The sequence below is a fragment of the Mycetohabitans sp. B3 genome, assembly GCF_021498065.1.
In the GTDB taxonomy this organism is placed as follows: Bacteria; Pseudomonadota; Gammaproteobacteria; order Burkholderiales; family Burkholderiaceae; genus Mycetohabitans.
The window spans coordinates 35,081-55,018 of record NZ_JAHLKN010000039.1; the positions used below are offsets into that span (position 1 = coordinate 35,081).

General features: G+C 63.2%; 16 protein-coding genes. All 16 read right to left on the reverse strand.

What is annotated here, in order from left to right:
• Positions 1 to 13: 13 nt before the first annotated feature.
• Positions 14 to 2,449 carry a 3-hydroxyacyl-CoA dehydrogenase/enoyl-CoA hydratase family protein gene (locus tag KQH55_RS12410; RefSeq protein ID WP_076796313.1) on the reverse strand — a complete coding sequence of 812 codons (2,436 nt, stop codon included), beginning with the start codon at positions 2,447 to 2,449 and terminating at the stop codon, positions 14 to 16.
• Positions 2,450 to 2,481: 32 nt separating this feature from the next.
• The gene (locus KQH55_RS12415; RefSeq protein WP_076796316.1) at positions 2,482 to 4,269 is read right to left on the reverse strand and encodes an acyl-CoA dehydrogenase C-terminal domain-containing protein; all 1,788 of its coding nucleotides are present in this window, start codon (positions 4,267 to 4,269) and stop codon (positions 2,482 to 2,484) included.
• Between the two features lie 54 nt (positions 4,270 to 4,323).
• Positions 4,324 to 4,926: a TetR/AcrR family transcriptional regulator gene (locus KQH55_RS12420; protein WP_076787672.1), complete on the reverse strand. Its 603-nt coding sequence runs from the start codon at positions 4,924 to 4,926 to the stop codon at positions 4,324 to 4,326.
• A 275-nt stretch (positions 4,927 to 5,201) separates the two neighbouring features.
• On the reverse strand, positions 5,202 to 6,536 hold the full coding sequence (locus tag KQH55_RS12425; RefSeq protein ID WP_235091219.1) for a phosphatidylserine/phosphatidylglycerophosphate/cardiolipin synthase family protein: 1,335 nt from the start codon (positions 6,534 to 6,536) through the stop codon (positions 5,202 to 5,204).
• A gap of 13 nt (positions 6,537 to 6,549) precedes the next feature.
• Positions 6,550 to 7,020, reverse strand: a complete 471-nt coding sequence (gene nudB / locus KQH55_RS12430) for a dihydroneopterin triphosphate diphosphatase (protein WP_235091228.1) — start codon at positions 7,018 to 7,020, stop codon at positions 6,550 to 6,552.
• A gap of 24 nt (positions 7,021 to 7,044) precedes the next feature.
• Entirely contained in the window at positions 7,045 to 8,847 is a 1,803-nt protein-coding gene (gene aspS / locus KQH55_RS12435) for an aspartate--tRNA ligase (RefSeq protein WP_076786071.1), read from the reverse strand.
• Between the two features lie 78 nt (positions 8,848 to 8,925).
• Positions 8,926 to 9,594, reverse strand: a complete 669-nt coding sequence (locus KQH55_RS12440) for a DUF502 domain-containing protein (RefSeq protein WP_139337059.1) — start codon at positions 9,592 to 9,594, stop codon at positions 8,926 to 8,928.
• A gap of 10 nt (positions 9,595 to 9,604) precedes the next feature.
• Positions 9,605 to 9,961, reverse strand: a complete 357-nt coding sequence (locus KQH55_RS12445; protein ID WP_076786070.1) for an FmdB family zinc ribbon protein — start codon at positions 9,959 to 9,961, stop codon at positions 9,605 to 9,607.
• Between the two features lie 61 nt (positions 9,962 to 10,022).
• Positions 10,023 to 10,355, reverse strand: a complete 333-nt coding sequence (locus tag KQH55_RS12450) for a TPMT family class I SAM-dependent methyltransferase (RefSeq protein WP_235091230.1) — start codon at positions 10,353 to 10,355, stop codon at positions 10,023 to 10,025.
• Positions 10,352 to 11,953 carry a ubiquinone biosynthesis regulatory protein kinase UbiB gene (gene ubiB / locus KQH55_RS12455; protein WP_076796321.1) on the reverse strand — a complete coding sequence of 534 codons (1,602 nt, stop codon included), beginning with the start codon at positions 11,951 to 11,953 and terminating at the stop codon, positions 10,352 to 10,354. Before ubiB ends, KQH55_RS12450 begins: the two co-directional genes overlap by 4 nt.
• Positions 11,954 to 11,964: 11 nt before the next feature.
• On the reverse strand, positions 11,965 to 12,729 hold the full coding sequence (locus KQH55_RS12460) for an SCP2 domain-containing protein (protein ID WP_235091231.1): 765 nt from the start codon (positions 12,727 to 12,729) through the stop codon (positions 11,965 to 11,967).
• Between the two features lie 103 nt (positions 12,730 to 12,832).
• Positions 12,833 to 13,888: a Tim44 domain-containing protein gene (locus KQH55_RS12465; RefSeq protein ID WP_083703710.1), complete on the reverse strand. Its 1,056-nt coding sequence runs from the start codon at positions 13,886 to 13,888 to the stop codon at positions 12,833 to 12,835.
• A gap of 19 nt (positions 13,889 to 13,907) precedes the next feature.
• The gene (ubiE, locus tag KQH55_RS12470) at positions 13,908 to 14,639 is read right to left on the reverse strand and encodes a bifunctional demethylmenaquinone methyltransferase/2-methoxy-6-polyprenyl-1,4-benzoquinol methylase UbiE (protein WP_076797276.1); all 732 of its coding nucleotides are present in this window, start codon (positions 14,637 to 14,639) and stop codon (positions 13,908 to 13,910) included.
• A gap of 59 nt (positions 14,640 to 14,698) precedes the next feature.
• Positions 14,699 to 15,115 carry a gamma-butyrobetaine hydroxylase-like domain-containing protein gene (locus KQH55_RS12475; protein ID WP_076787662.1) on the reverse strand — a complete coding sequence of 139 codons (417 nt, stop codon included), beginning with the start codon at positions 15,113 to 15,115 and terminating at the stop codon, positions 14,699 to 14,701.
• Between the two features lie 19 nt (positions 15,116 to 15,134).
• Entirely contained in the window at positions 15,135 to 15,614 is a 480-nt protein-coding gene (locus tag KQH55_RS12480) for an HIT family protein (protein ID WP_076786068.1), read from the reverse strand.
• Positions 15,611 to 19,684, reverse strand: a complete 4,074-nt coding sequence (locus KQH55_RS12485; protein WP_235091233.1) for a DUF3683 domain-containing protein — start codon at positions 19,682 to 19,684, stop codon at positions 15,611 to 15,613. Before KQH55_RS12485 ends, KQH55_RS12480 begins: the two co-directional genes overlap by 4 nt.
• Positions 19,685 to 19,938: the final 254 nt, after the last annotated feature.

Genomic DNA, 19,938 nt, shown 5'->3' on the forward strand with positions numbered 1-19,938 from the left:
TTGTCGGGCCGCGTTAATTGCGCACCGGCTTGCCGGTCTGCAGCATGCCCATGATCCGTTCCTGCGTCTTCTGCGTGCCGAGCAGCGCAACGAACGCACGGCGCTCGAGCGCGAGCAGCCACGCCTCATCAACAGTACTGCCTGCTTCAACGTCCCCACCGCAGATTACCTCGGCGATGCGGCAGGCGATCAGGAAATCATGTTCGCTGATAAAGCGTCCATCGCGCATGTTGACCAACGACGCCTTGATGGTTGAAATTGCCGAACGTCCCGCCACCGGAATCGCATTGGCCGGCAGCGGCGGGCGATAGCCGGCCGCTGCCAGCGCGCGCGCTTCGTTCTTTGCGGTGTCGAGCAATTCGTGCACATTAAAGACAATCGTGTCAGACGGCTTCAGATAACCCAGCGTACGCGCCTCGTGCGCGGACGACGACACTTTCGCCATCGCCGCGGCCTCGAAAGGCTTTTGCAGGAACTGCAGCAGATTGCCCGTCGCTCCCGCATCAGTTGCGGCCTGAGCCGCGCGCAGTGCCGCCTCCTTGAGCCCGCCGCCGGCTGGCACCAGCCCCACGCCAACCTCGACCAGCCCGATATAGGTCTCCACGTGGGCGACGCGCTTGGCGCTATGCAGCAGCAGTTCACAACCGCCTCCCAGCGCAACGCCCGACGCGGCCGATATCACCGGCACATTCGCGTACTTCACACGCAGCATGCCCTGCTGGAATTTTTGCACGAATGGCTCAATGCCCTGGGCGCCGCCCATCATGAACGCGGGCATCGCTTCCTCAAGATTTGCGCCAGCGGAGAACGGGCCGCCCGGCGCGCCGAGCTTCAGCGACGTCGGCTGCCAGATCACCAGCGCCTTGTATTGCTGTTCAGCAACGTCGATCGCCTGCGTGATTCCGTCGATCACACTCGGCCCGATCGTATTCATCTTCGACTTGAACGACAGAATCAGCACGTCGTCCTCGCCGGCCCGCTCGTCGACCCATGCGCGCACCACGTCGGTCTCGAACACCGTCTTGCCATACGTGCGCGGATCGTTGCTGGCCTCGCCAACCAGCGATGCACGGAACACCTGCTTGCGGTAGACCGGCAGCGTGCTACGCGGCACGAACGTGCGCCGCGCCGGCGACCACGAGCCCTGCGCGGTATGCACGCCGCCCTGCTCCCCAACAGGGCCGTCCAGCACCCATGCCGGCAGCACCACGTCGGCCAATGCCTTGCCGGCGCGGATGTCTTCCTGGACCCATTGGGCAACCTGCTTCCAGCCGGCGGCCTGCCACCCTTCGAACGGCCCCTCGTTCCAACCAAAGCCCCAGCGGATCGCCAAGTCGACGTCGCGCGCGTTATCGGCGATCGATTCAAGGTGCACGGCAATATAGTGGTACACATCACGGAAGATCGACCACAGGAATTGCGCCTGCGGATGCGTGGACTCGCGCAACAGCTTCAGCCGCTCAGCGGGCGCACGCTTTAAGATGCGGGCGACCAGCTCGTCGGCCTTGGCGCCACTGTCCACGTACTCGCCGGTCTTCGCGTCCAGCACCTTGATGGCCTTGCCTTCCTTCTTATAGAACCCTGCGCCGCTCTTTTGTCCGAGCGCTCCCTTGGCCACCAGCGCGGCGAGCACCGGCGGTGTCTGGTAAACCGGGAAGAATGGATCGTCGGCCAGGTTGTCCTGCATCGTCTTAATGACGTGCGCCATCGTATCCAGGCCAACCACGTCGGCGGTACGGAACGTGGCCGACTTTGCGCGGCCTAGCCGTGAGCCGGTCAGGTCATCGACTTCGTCAAAGCGCAGTCCGAACTTGGCTGCCTCGGCGATCACCGCGAGGATCGAGAAGATGCCAACACGGTTCGCAATGAAGTTTGGTGTGTCCTTGGCACGCACCACGCCCTTGCCGACCACGCTGGTGAGCACGGTCTCGAGTTGATCAAGTACCTCCGGGCGCGTATGCTCGGTCGGAATCAATTCGACCAGATGCATGTACCGCGGTGGATTGAAAAAGTGCACGCCGCAAAAGCGCGCTTTCAGGTCATCGGACAAGCCTTCCGAGAGCCGGATAATCGACAGCCCCGACGTATTGGTCGCGAAGATCGCCTTCTCGCCGATATACGGGGACACCTTCTTGTATAAATCGTGCTTCCAGTCCATGCGCTCGGCGATCGCCTCGATCACCAGGTCGCACTCGCGCAGCTTGTCCAGATCGTCCTCGTAGTTGGCGGCAACGATATGCGCGGCATCGCCCTTCACGCCGAGCGGCGCCGGCGACAGCTTTTTCAGGTGCTCAATCGCGTTGAGCGCGATGCCGTTCTTGGGCCCCTCCTTCGCGGGCAGGTCGAACAGCAGCACCGGCACCTTCGCGTTGATCAGGTGCGCCGCGATTTGCGCGCCCATCACGCCGGCGCCCAGCACCGCCACCTTGCGAATGATCAGATTGCTCACGTGTCTCTCCAATTAGAGCCTGCTCCCACCCATTAAAACAGCGCTTCGTCGATCTCGGTCAGCGGCTTGGCGCCGGCACGCGCAGCGCGGATCGTGAAAGCCGTCTCGGGCAACAGCTTCGCGAAGTAGAACCGCGCGGTCGCGAGCTTGGACCGGTAGAATGGGTCACCGCTACCCTGCTTGTCCAGCGCCAGACGGGCCATGCGCGCCCAGAAGTACGAGAACACGAAATGCCCGACCGTGCGCAGGTACGGTACCGCCGCGGCGCCGACTTCGTCCGGGCTCTGCATCGCCTTCATGCCGATTTCCATCGTCAGCTTCTGTACCTTCTCGCCGATATCCGCCAGCGGATTGACGAACTCCTGCATGTCGGGGTTGATGCCCTCGGCCTCGACAAAATCCTGCACGAGCTTGCCAAACTTCTTCAGCTTCGCGCCCATGTCGCCGAGCACCTTGCGCCCCAACAGGTCCAGCGACTGAATCGTGTTGGTGCCTTCGTAGATCATGTTGATACGCGCATCGCGCACATATTGCTCCATGCCCCATTCAGCGATATAGCCATGGCCGCCAAACACCTGCATGGCGTTGTTGGTTGCCTCGAACGCGTTGTCGGTCAGGAACGCCTTGATGACCGGTGTGAGCAACGCCACCAGGTCGGCCGCATCCCGACGCACCGCCTCGTCCTCGTGCGACAGCTCTTTGTCGATCTGCAAAGCCGCCCAGTAAGTGAACGCGCGACCCGCCTCGACATAGGCCTTCTGCGTCAACAACATGCGCCGCACATCTGGGTGTACGATGATCGGATCGGCCGCTTTGTCCGGCGCTTTCGGACCGCTGAGCGAGCGCATCTGCAGCCGCTGCCTCGCGTAGGCGAGCGAGTTCTGGTACGCGACCTCGGTCAGCCCCAGGCCTTGCATGCCCACGCCAAGCCGCGCCGCATTCATCATCACGAACATCGCATTCAAGCCCTTGTTCGGCTCGCCGACCATCCAGCCCTTGGCATCATCCAGGTTAATTACACACGTCGCATTGCCATGGATACCCATCTTGTGCTCGATCGAGCCACACTTGACGCCGTTGCGCTGCCCAGGCTCGCCGTTGTCGTCCGGGATGAACTTGGGCACGATGAACAATGAAATGCCCTTGGTCCCCGCCGGCGCGTCCGGCAACCGCGCGAGCACCAGGTGGACGATGTTGTCGGCGAGGTCGTGCTCGCCACTCGAAATGAAGATTTTCGTGCCGGTGATCGAGTACGAACCGTCGCCGTTGGGCTCGGCCCGCGTGCGTAGGATCCCGAGGTCGGTGCCGCAATGCGGCTCGGTCAGGCACATCGTGCCGGTCCATTGACCGGATACCAGCTTTGGCAGGTACTGCTGCTGAAGCTCGGGCGTGCCGTGCGCGTGCAGGCATTCATACGCGCCGTGCGACAGGCCAGGATACATGGTCCATGCTTGGTTCGCCGAATTGAGCATCTCGTACAGCGCGTTGTTCACGAACGCGGGCAAGCCCTGGCCGCCATAGGCCCGATCGCAGCCTAGCGCCGGCCATCCGGCCTCGACATACTGCTGGTACGCTTGCTTGAAGCCCTCGGGCGTGGTCACCACGCCGTCGCCGACGTACGTGCAACCCTGCTGGTCGCCAACCTGGTTCAACGGAAACAGGACCTCGGAGCAGAACTTGCCCGCCTCCTGCAGCACCGCATTAATCGTATCGGCATCCAGATCCGCGTGCTTAGGCAGTTGCTTCAGTTCGGCTTCGACGTTCAGCAATTCGTGCAACACGAATTGCATGTCGCGCAACGGTGCGGCGTACTGTCCCATGACTCTCTCCGTTTTGACTAAGGCACCGGCGATGCGCGGAGTGCTCTGCCCGCGTCAGCGACCAGCGTCGCTTTGATACGATACAAAAACTTTGTCGAGCACCCGCCACGCGACCTCGACCGCATCCGGCAAGCGCAGGAAACGCGCATCGTGGTGCAGCCCGAGCGTCACGCTGTACAACTCGAACAGCATTAGCCGCGGGTCGGTGTCTGCACGCAGATGCCCTTCATCCTTGGCTTGCAAGATGGCACGGATCAGCGTGCCGCGCCAAGTACTGACGCTGCGTGCGAGTTCCTCGCGCACGGCGCTGGCGGCTCGATCATCGTACTCGACGGCACCACTGATGTAGATGCAACCCGTGGTGACCTCTTGGATCCGCTTCTCCATCCATCGGCCAACCAGCGCCCTAAGGCGCGGCAACCCGCGCGGCTCCCGGATCGCCGGGAAGAACACTTCCTGTTCGAAGCGCTGGTGGTATTCCCGGATCACCTCAACTTGCAAATCCTCGCGCGAACCGAAGTGCGCGAACACACCGCTCTTACTCATCTGCATGCGCTCGGCCAGCAGACCGATCGTCAACCCCTCGAGCCCATCCCGGCTCGCCAGGGCCAACGCAGCATCCAGAATCGCCGCACGGGTTTGTTCGCCTTTTCGTATCGCCATTTTTACCGTCCATTCATTGCACCGCAAAATAGAACGGCCGTACTATTATTATGGGCGGCCGCCCGCGGAAACAAGCTATTTATTAGAAATGAGTTTCTAACAAGCACGACCGTGCTGTATAGCGCGATGATCGGTCATCAACGTGATGATGTGATTCGATGCTCGTGCTCCGGTCCCGCGCGTTTTGGGTGCTGCGTGGCGCACCGTCGAACCCGCATGTGCGCCATTTCAAGTGATTTTGCGCACCGGATCAAGAATGGATTGCATCGTCAATCGTAGCTGCCGATGGTGAGCAGCTTCATGGCGAGCCAATATCCGTTGTACGCAATCCAGTTCGCCACTCGCACCAGCCACGGCCGCGATGCGTAACGCTGCGGGTCGATGGCGCGCGATTGTTCCACAGCCTCGAGGATGGCCGCGCGTATGCCGGCCACCTCGGGATGCCGGAACAACACTAGATTGGCTTCATGGTTGAGCACCAGCGATAACGCATCGAGGTTGGATGATCCGATCGTGCCCCAAACGCCATCCACCACCGCGATTTTGCCATGCAACATCGTACGGTCATATTCGGCAATCCGGATACCCACGCGCAGCAACGACTGATAGAGAAACGGCACCGCGTAGTCCAGCGCGACAAATTCGTTGCGTCCGATCACCAATGACACCCGCACGCCACGGCGTGCTGCGCGGACCAACTCGCGGCGCATCCGGCGGCCGGGCACGAAGTACGGGTTAGCCACTAGGATCTCGTCCCGCGCCTGCCGAATCGCCAGCCGATAGGCACGCTCAATCGCGCGTCGATTATTGACGTTATCGCGTGCGACAAACGCGACCTGCGGTACGTCTGCCGGCGTGTCAAGCGTCCCGAGCGCACGGCGGCGCGCCCGAGCGGGACGCGGCGTGGCCTCGCCGGGAGGGTCCCGGCCAGCGGCAGTTAAGCAGCGGGCTGCCGCGGCATCGGTTGCCGGGGCGCCGCCCGGTCCGTGCGCCAGACGTTCGTGCGGCACTGCTGGCGGCGGCGGAATCCGAGCTTGGTCGATACGTCGCCATTGCAGGTCGAACGCCTCGACCAGATCCACGACGGCGGGACCGATCACCTCAGCCGAATAGTCCCATCGGGCAAACGGCAACGGTTGGCCCGCTTCCAGCCGGTCGTCTATGACGTTGTGTCCGCCGCAAAAACCATAGCGTCGATCGACGGCAGCCAGCTTGCGATGGGTGCGGGAAAATCCGAAGCGGATACTGAAGACGCCCGGATTGTAGATACGGTGCTCGATGCCGGCATCGTGCCATGCACGTAGCAATTCACTGCGCGGAGTGCCGATGCCGTCGGTGATCACCCGCACGTGCACGCCCCTCGCGGCGGCACGCGCCAGCGCCGCGCTGACGCGCGCGCCGCATGGATCGTCGCGGAAAATATACGTCTCGAGCGCGACCTCGTGTTCGGCCGCGTCAATTCGCTCAATCAACGCATCGAACAGCGCGGTGCCGGATCCAAAGATCCGCACGTCATTGCCGGCGGTAAAGCGCAACCGAGGCTTACGATGGCCATCCAGCATCGTCTGTCGAAGCCGAACCAGACGCCTGATGGTGGCCACCATTGCCGCGCTCCGCTTAACTGGCAGCGAGTCGCCCCGGCAACTGCAGGATCGCGTCGCGATTCGATGCCGAAAAACAACGCGCCGCGGCGTCCCGGTAAGGCAGCCACGCATACGCGACGTGCTCACGCGGTGCCAGCGTGATCTCAATGGATTGCGGCACGCAGAGGCTAAACCAGTGCTCGATATTACGCTTCACGCCGGGCGCATAGCGATAGCGCCATTGCGGGTAGATCTCGTACTCGATCGCATGGCACCAATCGAGCAGCGCGTCGGCCGGCACCTGCGCCGTGCCAACCGCGATGCCGGTCTCCTCGAACACTTCGCGTGCCGCGGTCAGCGCAAGCGGCTCGTCGGGCGTGTCCTTCGAACCGGTCACCGATTGCCAGAAACCGGAGCGATCGGCGCGTTCGAGGACCAGCACGTCCGGCTTGGCGGTGTGAATCACCACCAGCACCGACTCCGGGATCTTAAACGGCCGGGACATCGGCAACTTGCGCCGCGCGCCGTACTACGCGTTCACCGGCTCGGCGTTGCGCAGCCGGATATGCAGGTCGCGCAATTGACGCTCATCCACCTCGCTCGGCGCTTGCGTGAGCAGGCACTGCGCACGCTGAGTCTTCGGGAACGCGATCACGTCGCGAATCGAATCCGCGCCGGCCATCATCGTGACGATCCGGTCCAGGCCGAATGCAATGCCACCGTGCGGCGGCGCGCCGTATTGCAACGCGTCGAGCAAGAAGCCAAATTTCGCACGCGCTTCCTCCGGGCCGATCTTCAGCGCGCGGAACACCTTGCTTTGCACGTCTTCGCGATGGATCCGCACCGAACCGCCGCCAATTTCCCAGCCGTTGAGCACCATGTCGTACGCTTTTGCAAGGCAACGACCCGGATCAACCTCGAGATATTCGAGGTGTTCGTCCTTTGGGCTGGTGAACGGGTGATGCGCGGCAACCCAGCGATTATCCTCGTCGTCGTAATCGAACATTGGAAAATCGATGACCCACAGCGGTTTCCAGCCCTGCTCGACCAGTCCGGCACTGCGGCCGAACGCCGAGTGGCCAATTTTTAACCGCAGCGCACTGAGACTGTCGTTGACCACCTTGGCGCGGTCCGCGCCGAAGAAAAGGATGTCGCCGTCCTGCGCGCCGGTGCGCTCGAGGATTGCCGCAATGCACGCATCATGCAGGTTCTTCACGATCGGGCTTTGCAAGCCGTCGCGCCCCTTGGCCACCTCGTTGACCTTGATCCACGCAAGACCCTTTGCACCATAGATGCGCACGAAGTCCGTATAGCCGTCGATATCGCCACGCGTCAGCTCCGCTCCGTTGGGCACGCGCAGCGCGGCCACCCGGCCGTCCTTCGTGTTCGCCGGCGTGCTGAACACCTTGAAATCGACGTCTTTCATCACGTCGGTCAACTCGGTGAATTCTAGCTTCACGCGCAGGTCGGGCTTGTCCGAGCCGAAGCGGCGCATCGCTTCCGCATGCTGCATGACCGGGAATGGATCGGCAAGCTCGACGTTGATCGTCGCCTTGAACACATGGCGAATCATCGCCTCGAATAGGTCGCGGATCTCCTGCTCGTTCAAGAACGACGTCTCGCAGTCGATCTGCGTGAACTCCGGCTGCCGGTCCGCGCGCAGGTCCTCGTCGCGAAAGCATTTCGTGATTTGATAATACCGGTCAAAGTTCGCCACCATCAGCAGCTGCTTGAACAGCTGCGGCGACTGCGGCAACGCGAAGAACATCCCTGCGTTCACGCGCGACGGCACCAGGTAGTCGCGTGCGCCTTCCGGCGTGCTCTTCGTGAGCATCGGCGTCTCGATGTCGATGAACCCCTGCTCGTCCAGGTACTTGCGCGACTCCATTGCGACACGGTAGCGCAGGCGCAGGTTGTGCTGCATCTGCGGCCGGCGCAGGTCCAGTACGCGATGCGTCAGACGTGTGGTCTCTGACAGGTTCTCGTCGTCCAGCTGGAACGGCGGCGTCACTGATGCATTGAGTACCGTCAGCTCGTGGCATAACACCTCGATCTGACCACTGGTCAAATTCGCGTTGAGGGTGCCTTCCGGGCGTGCCCGCACGATGCCGACCACACGCACACAGAACTCATGGCGCACCCCTTCGGCGGTCTTAAACATGTCCGGCCGGTCGGGGTCGCACACCACTTGCACCAATCCCTCGCAGTCGCGCAAGTCGATGAAAATGACACCGCCATGGTCGCGGCGCCGATGCACCCAGCCGCAGAGCGACACCGATTGGCCCAGCAGTTTTTCAGTCACCCGACCACAATATTCAGATCTCATCGACATGATGTTCGTCTTTCATTCGTAAAGATAGGCGACGGCGCGATCGGCATCATGCCGGCGCGCGGGCGACGCCCGCAATAATCAGAGCAGCGGCTCGACGGGACGGCGCGGCGGCGCAACGGCCGGCACCGGCGATGCAACCGGGGCCACCACGCCCATTGACACGATGTACTTCAGCGCGGCATCCACCGTCATGTCTAACTCCACCACCTCGTTTTTTGGCACCATGAGGAAGAAGCCCGACGTAGGGTTCGGCGTGGTCGGTACATAGACGCTGACATGATCGCCATTCAAGTGGTTAGCGACGTCACCGCCTGGAATCCCGGTCAGAAAGCCAATTGTGTACGAGCCCTTGCGCGGATATTCGATCAGCAACGCCTTGCGGAACGCATTGCCGCTGGACGACAGCAGCGTGTCAGATACCTGCTTGACACTCGTGTACAACGGACCGACGACGGGAATATGAGCCAGTAGCTTTTCCCACCAGTTGACGAGCGTCTGCCCGATCAGGTTCTGAGTCAAGAGGCCGACCACGAAAACGAACGCCAGCGTCAGCACCGCCCCCAGGCCGGGCAGGCGAAAGCCGAACACGCGCTCCGGCTGCCACGCTTCGGGCAGCAACAGCAGCGTCTGGTCCATCGTGCCGATGATCAGCCCCAGCACCCACAGCGTGATTGCCAGTGGCACGAGCACCAGCAGCCCGGTCAGAAATACGTTCTTCAGCGTCTTCTTGGTCGTCTTGATTTTCATGGATCGATGCTCAGGCAGACGTGCCCGCGTTGGACGACGGTGTCGCGCTGCCTGCCGCAGCCGGTGCGGTGGACGCACCGGCGCTGGTCGCGCCGTCCGCGCTGCCGCTGCCCGCCTCCTTCGCGGCGGGCGCCTTGCTCGCGCCGCCTTCCCCGCCCTCGGATTGGTTATTGCCGCCCGAGTTACCGCCGCGGAAATCGGTCACGTACCAGCCGGAGCCTTTCAACTGGAATCCCGCTGCAGTGACCTGCTTGCGGAACGTGTCGCGGCCGCACTCGGGACACTGGCTCAGCGGTGCATCGCTAAGTTTTTGCAACGCGTCTTTCTTAAAGCCGCAGGACTCGCAACGATATGCATAGATCGGCATCGCCCTATCACCCCTCAAGGATCTCGCAAAGCCTTGAATTATAGCCGGAAATGGTGGCGTCTTACGCACGCCGACGCCAGCTTATCCAGCGCTCATGTTGACCGAACACCGACAGTGAGCCGTTGACCGGACGCTCGTCCACCCGTTCGAACGACGAGTTCAGCAGCGTGTCGCGCTCGATGCCAAACGGCGGGCCTTTCGGCGTCGCACCGACAAAGAAAAACCCGGCGAGCAATGCGCCCGGCGGCGCCAGCGCCGTTATTCGGACAGCATACCCGAGCCAGCATCGCGGCGGCATCGAGCACAGGAACGCGCGTTTGTCTACCCATTGCGGCACGTCCTGTTGCAGGCCAAATCCGCCATCGCGGCACGAGCCGCCGCTCGCTGAGTTCATCGGGGACCTCCGATACACGACTCGATACCAACCAGGGACGCCAGCCCGAAGTGGGCCAGCAGCGCGCCGGCGCCGACCGCCACCCCGAATACCAGCAGTCCTTGTAGCAAACGGTTGGTCCGTTGCTGCTCAATCAGTATCCGCCGCATCAAAGCCTCGGTCGCACGCGGCGGCTGATCGTGATGCCGGGACAACGCATGATGGATCAGGCGCGGCACTTGTGGCAGCGTCTTGCTCCATTGCGGCGATTCGATTTTCAGCCTTTCCATCCAACCGCGCCAGCCAATCTGATCGTTCATCCAGCGCTCGAGATACGGCTTGGCCGTTTTCCACAGATCGAGTTCCGGGTCAAGCGCGCGGCCCAGGCCCTCGACGTTGAGCATCGTCTTTTGCAGCAGGACCAATTGCGGCTGGATCTCGACGTTGAAGCGCCGCGACGTCGAGAACAGTCGCATCAGCACCTGGCCGAGCGAAATGTCCTTCAGCGCGCGGTCGAAATACGGCTCGCACACCGCGCGGATCGCGCTCTCCAGTTCCTCGACCCGCGTGTGCGGGGGCACCCACCCGGATTCCAGGTGCAACGTCGCGACCCGGTGGTAGTCGCGTTTGAAAAACGCAAGGAAATTCTGCGCCAGATAGTTCTTGTCGAAATCCGACAGCGCGCCGATGATCCCGAAGTCCAGCGCGATATAACGGCCGAAATGGTCCGGGTCTAAGCTCACCTGGATGTTGCCGGGGTGCATGTCCGCATGGAAGAACCCGTCGCGAAACACCTGTGTGAAGAAGATCTCCACGCCTTGCCGCGCAAGCTTCGGGATGTCGACGCCGGCCGAGCGCAGCGTGTCTACCTGGCTGATCGGCACGCCAATCATCCGCTCCATCACGATCACCGTCGACGTGCAATACTCCCAGTACATCTCCGGCACCAGCAGCAGATCCAGTGCAGCAAAGTTGCGGCGCAGTTGGCTCGCGTTCGCCGCCTCGCGCATCAGATCCAATTCGTCGTGCAGGTACTTATCGAACTCCGCCACCACCTCGCGGGGCCGCAGCCGCTTGCCGTCAGCCCACAGCCGCTCGGTCCAGCGCGCGATGTCGCGCAATAGCGCGAGATCGGAGTCGATCACCGGCAGCATGCCGGGGCGCAGCACCTTGATTGCCACGGGCTTGCCGGCGTGCGTGCCGCTCTTCAGGCGCGCGAAGTGCACCTGCGCGATCGAAGCGCTGGCCACCGGCACCCGTTCGAACTCATCGAACAGCACATCGACCGGCTTGCCCAGCGACTTCTCGATCAACGCGGTCGCCACCGCAGAATCGAATGGCGGGACCTGATCCTGCAGCTTCGCCAGCTCGGTCGCGATATCCACCGGCAACAGGTCGCGCCGGGTGGACAGGACCTGACCGAACTTCACGAAGATCGGCCCGAGACTTTCCAACGCCAGGCGCAACCGCTGCGCGCGCGGAATCCGGATCGGACGGCCGAACGTCATCACGCGCACCAGCAGCTTCACGCGCCAGTCGGCAATGTGCCCCAGCATCACCTCGTCGAGTCCGAAGCGATAGACTGTAAATAGTATTTTGAAAAAGCGTAGGATTCTCATGGGCGGCCGGATCAGTGCAGGTCGTCAGCCGAGCGGGAGCGTGCTCCCGTGGATGACGCGGCGCCGCCCGGGCGCGTCGCGACGCCGCATTCGGCGCGCTCGATGCGCTTCTCGATCCGAGCAAGCGTGTCGCGCGCGCGCGCGAGCTCATCGCCGAATTGCTCGAATCGTGCGCGGCGGACCAGTTGCGGATTCTCGTCCAGCAGGTATTCGGTCAGCGAACCGACTAAGCCCCCTGCGGCGCGGCGCGCGTAGGCCGAGACGGCCCGCGCCACCGACGCAATGCGGTGGGCTGGCACGTCACCGATCAGACGTGCGAGATCCTCCTCGGCCTCCCAGCGCAAATGCTCCGCGAGCTTCGCGATCGTCGCCGCGAATTCCGCGTCGCCCTCGATCCGCACGTGCTTGAGGATCGCCGCCTGCCCACCGGCAGTGAACGCAGACAACGCCGACGGCGGCACCGTGATCGTTACGTCGACCGTTGGGGGCATAGGCGCGTGCGACGCCGACGCGCCGTCCCGCGCCGCGTGCGGTGCCTTGGCCCGCACGTCGCACGCCCCGCCGGATGCGGCCGGTGCCAGCGCAGTGGCGCCGGCAGGCGGACGCTGCCACACAGCGACCGTGCCATCGCCCTGCACGGCCAACTCTAGCACGGCCGGAGACAACACCAGCCGCGCGGTTTTCCCCGCGTACGGCAGCAGGCGCTCGCGCGCCCACGCTTCGCGGATCAGTAAATGGTTGACGACGGCAACGAAAGGCTTGGCGGCAATGGTCATCGGGGCAGAAAGAAAGCCCGCGCAAGCGGCGCTCGCGCGGGCTGTTATTGTAACGTCCGTGGCGGCGCTTGCCTGCGCCGCCCGATTCCGTGTAGCCGGATCGTCAGGACAGTTGCTGGATGCCGGCCAGCACCCAGCCTTCACCGCTGCGCGCGTTGCGGCTTAAGTTCCACATTTCGGCGAATGGCTCGGCCGCGGCACCCTGGGCCTCGCGCAGCAGACCATGGAAGCGCACCGACGCCACGTACTCGTTGCCACCCCGGTCCTCGACGCCGACCAGATCGGCGTTCAACTGCACCACGTCGGTGCGGTTTTCACCGTGGCGCGAATCGAGATCCAGCTTAATCTCGGCAAACATTTCGGGCGTCGTGAACTCGCGGATGTCGTCGAGATTGCCGGCATCCCAGGCCGCCTGTAGCCGCACGAACGCCACCTTTGCCTGGCGCATGAATGCGTCGACGTCGAAGCCGGCTGGCACCACGGGAACGTCAAGCACGCTAGGATCCGCGGTGACGCGGGCCTGGCCCTCGGGCACGACGCCCGTTTGGCCCAAGCCGTCCGCTGCGGGTACTTGCGACGGCGCGGCCACCGGTGCGTCATATTGCCGCAGTGACGCACTGGAAGGCGGCTCGAAGCCACCATGCGCATAAGCGGCAGCAGGCCGTGCGTTGCGATTAGCGAACTTGCGGAACAGCCACAACCCGACGAGCGCAACCAGGGCAATCAGGATCACGTTGCTTAGTACGCTGGCCAACGCGCCGCCGAGTCCAAAATGCGACAACAACGCCGCCAACCCAAAGCCGGCGGCCAATCCCGCGAGTGGCCCCATCCAATTACGCTTGGGCTGGGCCGCCGCGGGCGGCGGGGTTTGCCCGCGGGCCGCCTGCGCGCCCTGTGCGGGCTGGGACGGTGTGCCCTGCCGCGGCGCGTTCGGTTGTGCGGGCGGCGTCGCCTGCCGCGTGATCTGTGACTGCTTGCCGATCGAGCGGCCGCCGCCCATGCGCTTTGCGTCGGCATCGAATGCGCTGAACGAGCCGATAGCCAACAAACCGGCTGCTGCAATCGCGCCGAACCGGCGGCTGATGCGTGTGCTCAGGCGCGGTGCGCCGGTAGCGGGCAAATGGGAGGAATGACTGGAAAAACGGGACTGAGCCGACATCTGATCTCCTGGACGGTCGCTAGTATTTGGTGGCGACATGCAGTGCAACAACGCCACCTGACAGATTGTAATATTTGACGGCGTCTAGTCCAGCTTGTTCCATCATTGTTTTTAGCGTGTCCTGATCCGGGTGCAGCCGAATCGACTCGGCCAAGTACCGATAGCTGTCGGGATCGCGCGCCACTTTCTCGCCGAGCCACGGCAACACCTTGAATGAATACACATCGTAGAACTTCTTCAGCGGTTGCCACACTTTGGAGAACTCCAGCACCAACAGCCGGCCGCCAGGCTTGAGCACGCGGCGCATCTCGGCGAGCGCGACCTCCTTATGAGTCATGTTGCGCAGACCGAACGCGACACTCACCACATTGAAGTAATGGTCGGGAAACGGAATTTTTTCCGCATCGCACAATAGCGTCGGCGTGACGATGCCCTGGTCGAGCAGGCGGTCGCGCCCCACGCGCAGCATCGACTCGTTAATGTCGGTATGCCATACCTGTCCGGACGGTCCGGCTTGCCGGGCAAACGCCTTGGCTAAGTCGCCCGTGCCACCAGCCAGATCCAGCACGCTGTAGCCGAGACGCACCCCGGCCTGGGCGATGGCGAAGGCCTTCCACATGCGGTGCAGTCCGCCCGACATCAGGTCATTCATCACGTCATAGCGTGAGGCCACGGAATGGAACACTCCAGCGACCTTATGCGCCTTCTCGCTCTCATCGACGGTCTGATAACCGAAATGGGTCTTCGTCATGGCGGCGGTTCCTTGCGTGAAAGAGCGCGGCATGCGCCGCGGTAATGCGTGTAGGGATGTCAGTGGCGGTGGCCGTCGCGCGTGCGCGCCGCCTCGCCCATCGGCGCGTCACGGTCCACGCCGGCGTCCGCCAGCTTGTCGAGATAGGCTTGCCAGTATTCGGCTTGCCGGGTCGCGAGATCGTACAGCAGATCCCATGAATAGATGCCGGAATTGTGTCCGTCGGAAAACGTCGGCTGCAATGCATAGTGGCCGACTGGCTCAATTGACACGATCGTCACGTCGCGCTTACCAGTCTGCAGCGTTTCCTGGCCCGGGCCGTGCCCGCGCACCTCGGCCGACGGGGACCACACTCGTAGGTACTCGAAAGGCAGCCTGTAGCATGCACCGTCCGCATAGCGCAGTTCCAGCACGCGCGATGCCGAATGCACGACGATGCCAGTCGGCACCGGCGTATCGGGAGACAAACCTGCCATCGACGACTCCATTCTCAGTTCAGCCAAATTCGCGCTGCAACGCGTCGCGCACCGCGGCGCCCAAGCCGGCCGCCGCCGCAACGCGTGCGGCATGCTGCCGCGCAGACGGCTCGCGGCACCGGGCGGCCCACACGGGTGCCGGAAAATGCGGATCGTCGGCAAAGCGCGGGATCACGTGCCAGTGCTGGTGAGCGACCATGTTGCCCAGGCTCGCGATATTGATCTTGTCCGGATTCAACGTCGCGCGCAAGGCGCGCTCGAGCGCAGCCAGCGCACGTATCAGATGCTCACGCTCTTCAGCCGACAGGTCGCTAAACTCGGTGACATGCGCGTTCCACACGAGCCGACAAAATCCCGGATAGTCCGGCTCGTCCGCCTCGATCACCCGCAGCCACGCGTCGCGCCACCACACGGTGCCCCCCTCCTGCGCACAGAACACGCACGATGCCGCGTCGCGCGACGCAACCTCGGCCGACCCAGCAGGCGTACCAGCGTTCATACAAGCACCCGTTCAATGCCGCCGCTGTTCGCCCGTTGCACGTAATCGGCCATCCAGTTCTCACCGAGCATATGGCGAGCCATCTCCACGACAATGTAGTCCGCCTCGATGCCCGCGTCCTCGTTATAGCGCGACAATCCCTGCAGGCATGACGGGCAGCTGGTCAGGATTTTCACGTCGCCGTCGAACGCGGCGCGCGGCGCGTCCACGCCGGAGCTGGTCACGGGCCCGCCGGGCACATCGGCCGGCGCGCCGGCGCCGAGCGGCGCTGCTGCAATCGGCATGCCGCGCAATTTGGCCGCCCCCTTGCGGACTTCCTCCTCCTTGCGAAAGCGCACTTGCGTGGACACGTCAGGACGCGTGACCGCGAGCGTGCCCGATTCGCCGCAGCAGCGATCGTTCTTCTCGATCCGGTAGCTCTGCTTCTGGCTGCCGACCAGCTCGTTGACCAGCTTCACCGGGTCCACGGTCTTGATCGGCGTATGGCACGGGTCGTGATACATGTAGCGCACACCGGACACGCCGTCCAGCTTAAGGCCCTTCTCCAATAAGAATTCATGGATGTCAATGATGCGGCAGCCGGGGAATATCTTGTCGAATTCATAGCCGGCGAGTTGGTCGTAGCAGGTTCCGCACGAGACGACGACCGTCTTGATGTCCAGGTAGTTCAACGTATTCGCGACCCGGTGGAACAGCACACGGTTGTCCGTGACGATCTTCCCAGCCTTATCGTACTGTCCGGCGCCGCGTTGCGGGTAGCCACAGCATAGGTATCCCGGCGGCAGCACAGTCTGCACGCCGGCCTCCCACAGCATCGCCTGCGTGGCCAGTCCGACCTGCGAGAACAAACGTTCCGAACCGCAACCGGGAAAGTAGAACACCGCCTCTGTGTCCACTGTCGTGGTCTTCGGATTGCGGATGATCGGCACTACCTTGTTGTCCTCGATGTCGAGCAACGCGCGCGCCGTCTTCTTCGGCAGATTACCCGGCATCTTCTTGTTCACGAAGTGGATCACCTGCTCAACCACCCTGGGACGGCCGGTGGTCGCCGGCGGGCGCTGCGTCTGCTTGCGCCCGAGCGTCTTGAGCACGTCGCTGGCCAAGCGCTGCGCCTTGTAGCCGATGTCCATCATCACCACGCGCGCGGCATGAATTGTCTGCGGATTGGTCGCGTTCAGAAAGAACATGCCCACAGCCTGCCCGGGATTGAATTGTTTCTTGCCCATTTTGCGCAGCAGGTTGCGCATGTTCATCGTCACGTCGCCAAAGTCGATCTTGACCGGGCACGGCGTCACGCACTGATGGCATACGGTGCAGTGATCCGCGACGTCATTGAACTCGTCCCAATGCTTGATCGACACGCCACGCCGTGTCTGCTCCTCATACAGGAACGCCTCGACCAGCAGCGACGTCGCTAAGATCTTGTTGCGCGGGCTATACAACAGGTTCGCGCGCGGCACGTGCGTCGCGCACACCGGCTTACATTTGCCGCAACGCAAGCAATCCTTGACCGAATCGGCGATCGCGCCGATATCAGACTGCTGCATGATCAGCGACTCGTAGCCCATCAACCCGAAACTCGGCGTATACGCATTGCGCAGATCCGCGCCATCCAGCAGCTTGCCCTTGTTGAAGCGGCCCTGCGGATCGATCTTTTGCTTGTACGCGCGAAATTCGGCGATCTCCGCTTCGGTCAAGAACTCCAGCTTCGTAATGCCGATGCCGTGCTCACCAGAGATCACGCCGTCCAGTGATCGGGCCAGCGCCATGATCCGCGCCACTGCCGTGTGCGCGTCCTGCAGCATCTCGTAGTTGTCCGAGTTCACCGGGATATTCGTATGCACGTTGCCATCGCCAGCATGCATGTGCAGTGCGACAAACACGCGGCCGCGCAACACCCGCTTGTGCACCGCCTGCGCCTCGTCCAGGATCGGCTTGAACGCCCCACCGTTGAAGATCTGCCGCAATTCGGCGCGGATCTCCCGCTTCCACGAGATCCGGATCGTGCGATCCTGCGCGAGATCAAACACGCTCGCGTCGGGCTGCGCATCGAGCCGGTCCGCAAATTTCTCGGCCAACGCCTCGCAGCCCAGCTCGCGCAGCCGCTGACGCGACTGCGCGAGCGGCGCGTCGAGATTGTCGCGCACATACTGCCAACGAGCGCGGACCTGGTGCAGCAACGCCAGCGCCTGCGCGACACGGTCCTCCAGCAGCTCCGCGCTGGGAATCTCGTTCGCGTCATCGCTCTTGCCCAGCGGCAGATTGCCTGCAACGAAGAACGCCTCGAGCGCATCCACCAGTTGCAGCTTGTTCTTCAGCGACAGCTCGATGTTGATCCGCTCGATGCCGTCGGTGTACTCGCCCATCCGGTTCAGCGGAATCACAACGTCTTCGTTGATCTTGAACGCGTTGGTATGCTTGGCAATCGCCGCCGTGCGTGAACGGTCCAACCAGAAGCGCTTGCGCGCCTCGGCCGAGACCGCGACAAACCCCTCGCCGCTTTTGCCGTTGGCCATGCGCACGACTTCCGATGCCGCCTCGGCGACCCGGTCCGCATCGTCACCGACGATGTCGCCAATCAGCACCATTTTCGGCAATGCGTTGCGCTTGGACTTGGTCGCGTAGCCAACGGCGCGCAGATAGCGCTCATCCAGGTGCTCCAGCCCGGCCAGGATTGCGCCGCCCGCCTTCGCGGTCGCGAACAGGTGCGCCTTGATCTCGACGATGCTCGGGATCGCATCGCGCGCCTGGCCGAAGAACTCCAAGCAGACGGTGCGCGTATGGGCCGGCATCTTGTGCAGCACCCAACGCGCCGATGTGATCAGTCCGTCGCAGCCTTCTTTCTGCACGCCGGGCAGACCCGCGAGGAACTTGTCGGTCACATCCTTGCCCAGCCCCGCCTTGCGAAAGCGCCAGCCCTCGATGGTCAGCGTCTCGCTGCGCAACAATTTTTCGCCGGGCGCCGCGCTGCCGTCATACCAGCGCAGCTCGAAAGTGGCGCTCGGCACGTCGTGGATCTTGCCCAGGTTATGGCCGACGCGCGTGACCTCGAGCCAGTTGCCATCCGGGTCGACCATCCGCCACCACGCAAGATTGTCCAGCGCGGTCCCCCACAGCACGGCCTTTTTGCCGCCGGCGTTCATCGCGATATTACCGCCGATGCACGATGCGTCGAGCGAGGTCGGATCCACGGCGAACACATACCCGGCCTGCTCGGCGGCCTGCGTGACGCGCCGCGTCACGACGCCGGCCCCAGAGAAGATCGTTGCGACCTTGCCTGACACACCCGGCAGCTCAGTCAACTCGACCGGGCCGAGTTGCTCAAGCTTCTCGGTGTTGATGACTGCGGAAAACGGTGTCAGCGGCACCGCTCCGCCGGTATAGCCTGTGCCGCCGCCGCGCGGGATCACCGTCAAGCCCAACTCGAAGCAAGCCTTCACCAGGCCAGCCATTTCCGCTTCAGTGTCCGGCGTCAGCACGACGAACGGATACTCGACGCGCCAATCGGTTGCATCGGTCACGTGCGACACGCGCGAGAGTCCGTCGAAGCGGATATTGTCCTTTTCGGTCCAGCGTCGCAGTTCGCGCGTCGCACGGCGTCGCAGCGCGGCAATTTGCTCGAATTGCGCCGCGAACGCGTCTACCGCACCGCGTGCGGCCGTGACCAGCGAGCCGACGCGGGCCGCGCGGCCGTGACCAGCCTCGTCGCCGTGCTCACGCAGATCGGCATGCCGGCGCTTGTCGATCTCGTTGAGCCGATGGCTCAGCGCGTCGATCAACATCGCGCGGCGCTTTGGGTTGTCCAACAGATCGTCCTGCAGGTACGGATTGCGGCGCACGACCCAGATGTCGCCGAGTACTTCGTACAGCATCCGTGCCGAACGTCCAGTGCGCCGCTCGGCACGCAACTCGTCCAGCGTGCGCCACGCATCGTCGCCAAGCAGGCGAATGACGATCTCACGGTCGGAAAACGACGTGTAATTGTAGGGAATCTCGCGCAAGCGCGGCTCAGTATCCAGCGCAACGGCGGCAGCCGCGCCATGAGGATCGAAGGCTTGAGGTGCGTTCATGTTTTGCAATTCAGTTGGCCAGCGCGTCCAGGCAGTCGCGGGACTTGAGCGCCGACGGCGCGGTAACGCGCTGTGGTCTGCAAGGTCTGGAGGCGGAAAGCCTGACGGGCGCCTGTTCTGTCGCCACGAGGTCTTGTGGACCAGCATTGACGGTGTGAGGCTTCGCCGGTGTCACCGGCAGCGGCACGATCGCGAGCTACGCGCGAGCCGCTCGATAGCCGACGGCGCCGGCCAGTTGCAGCGCGGCTCAACGG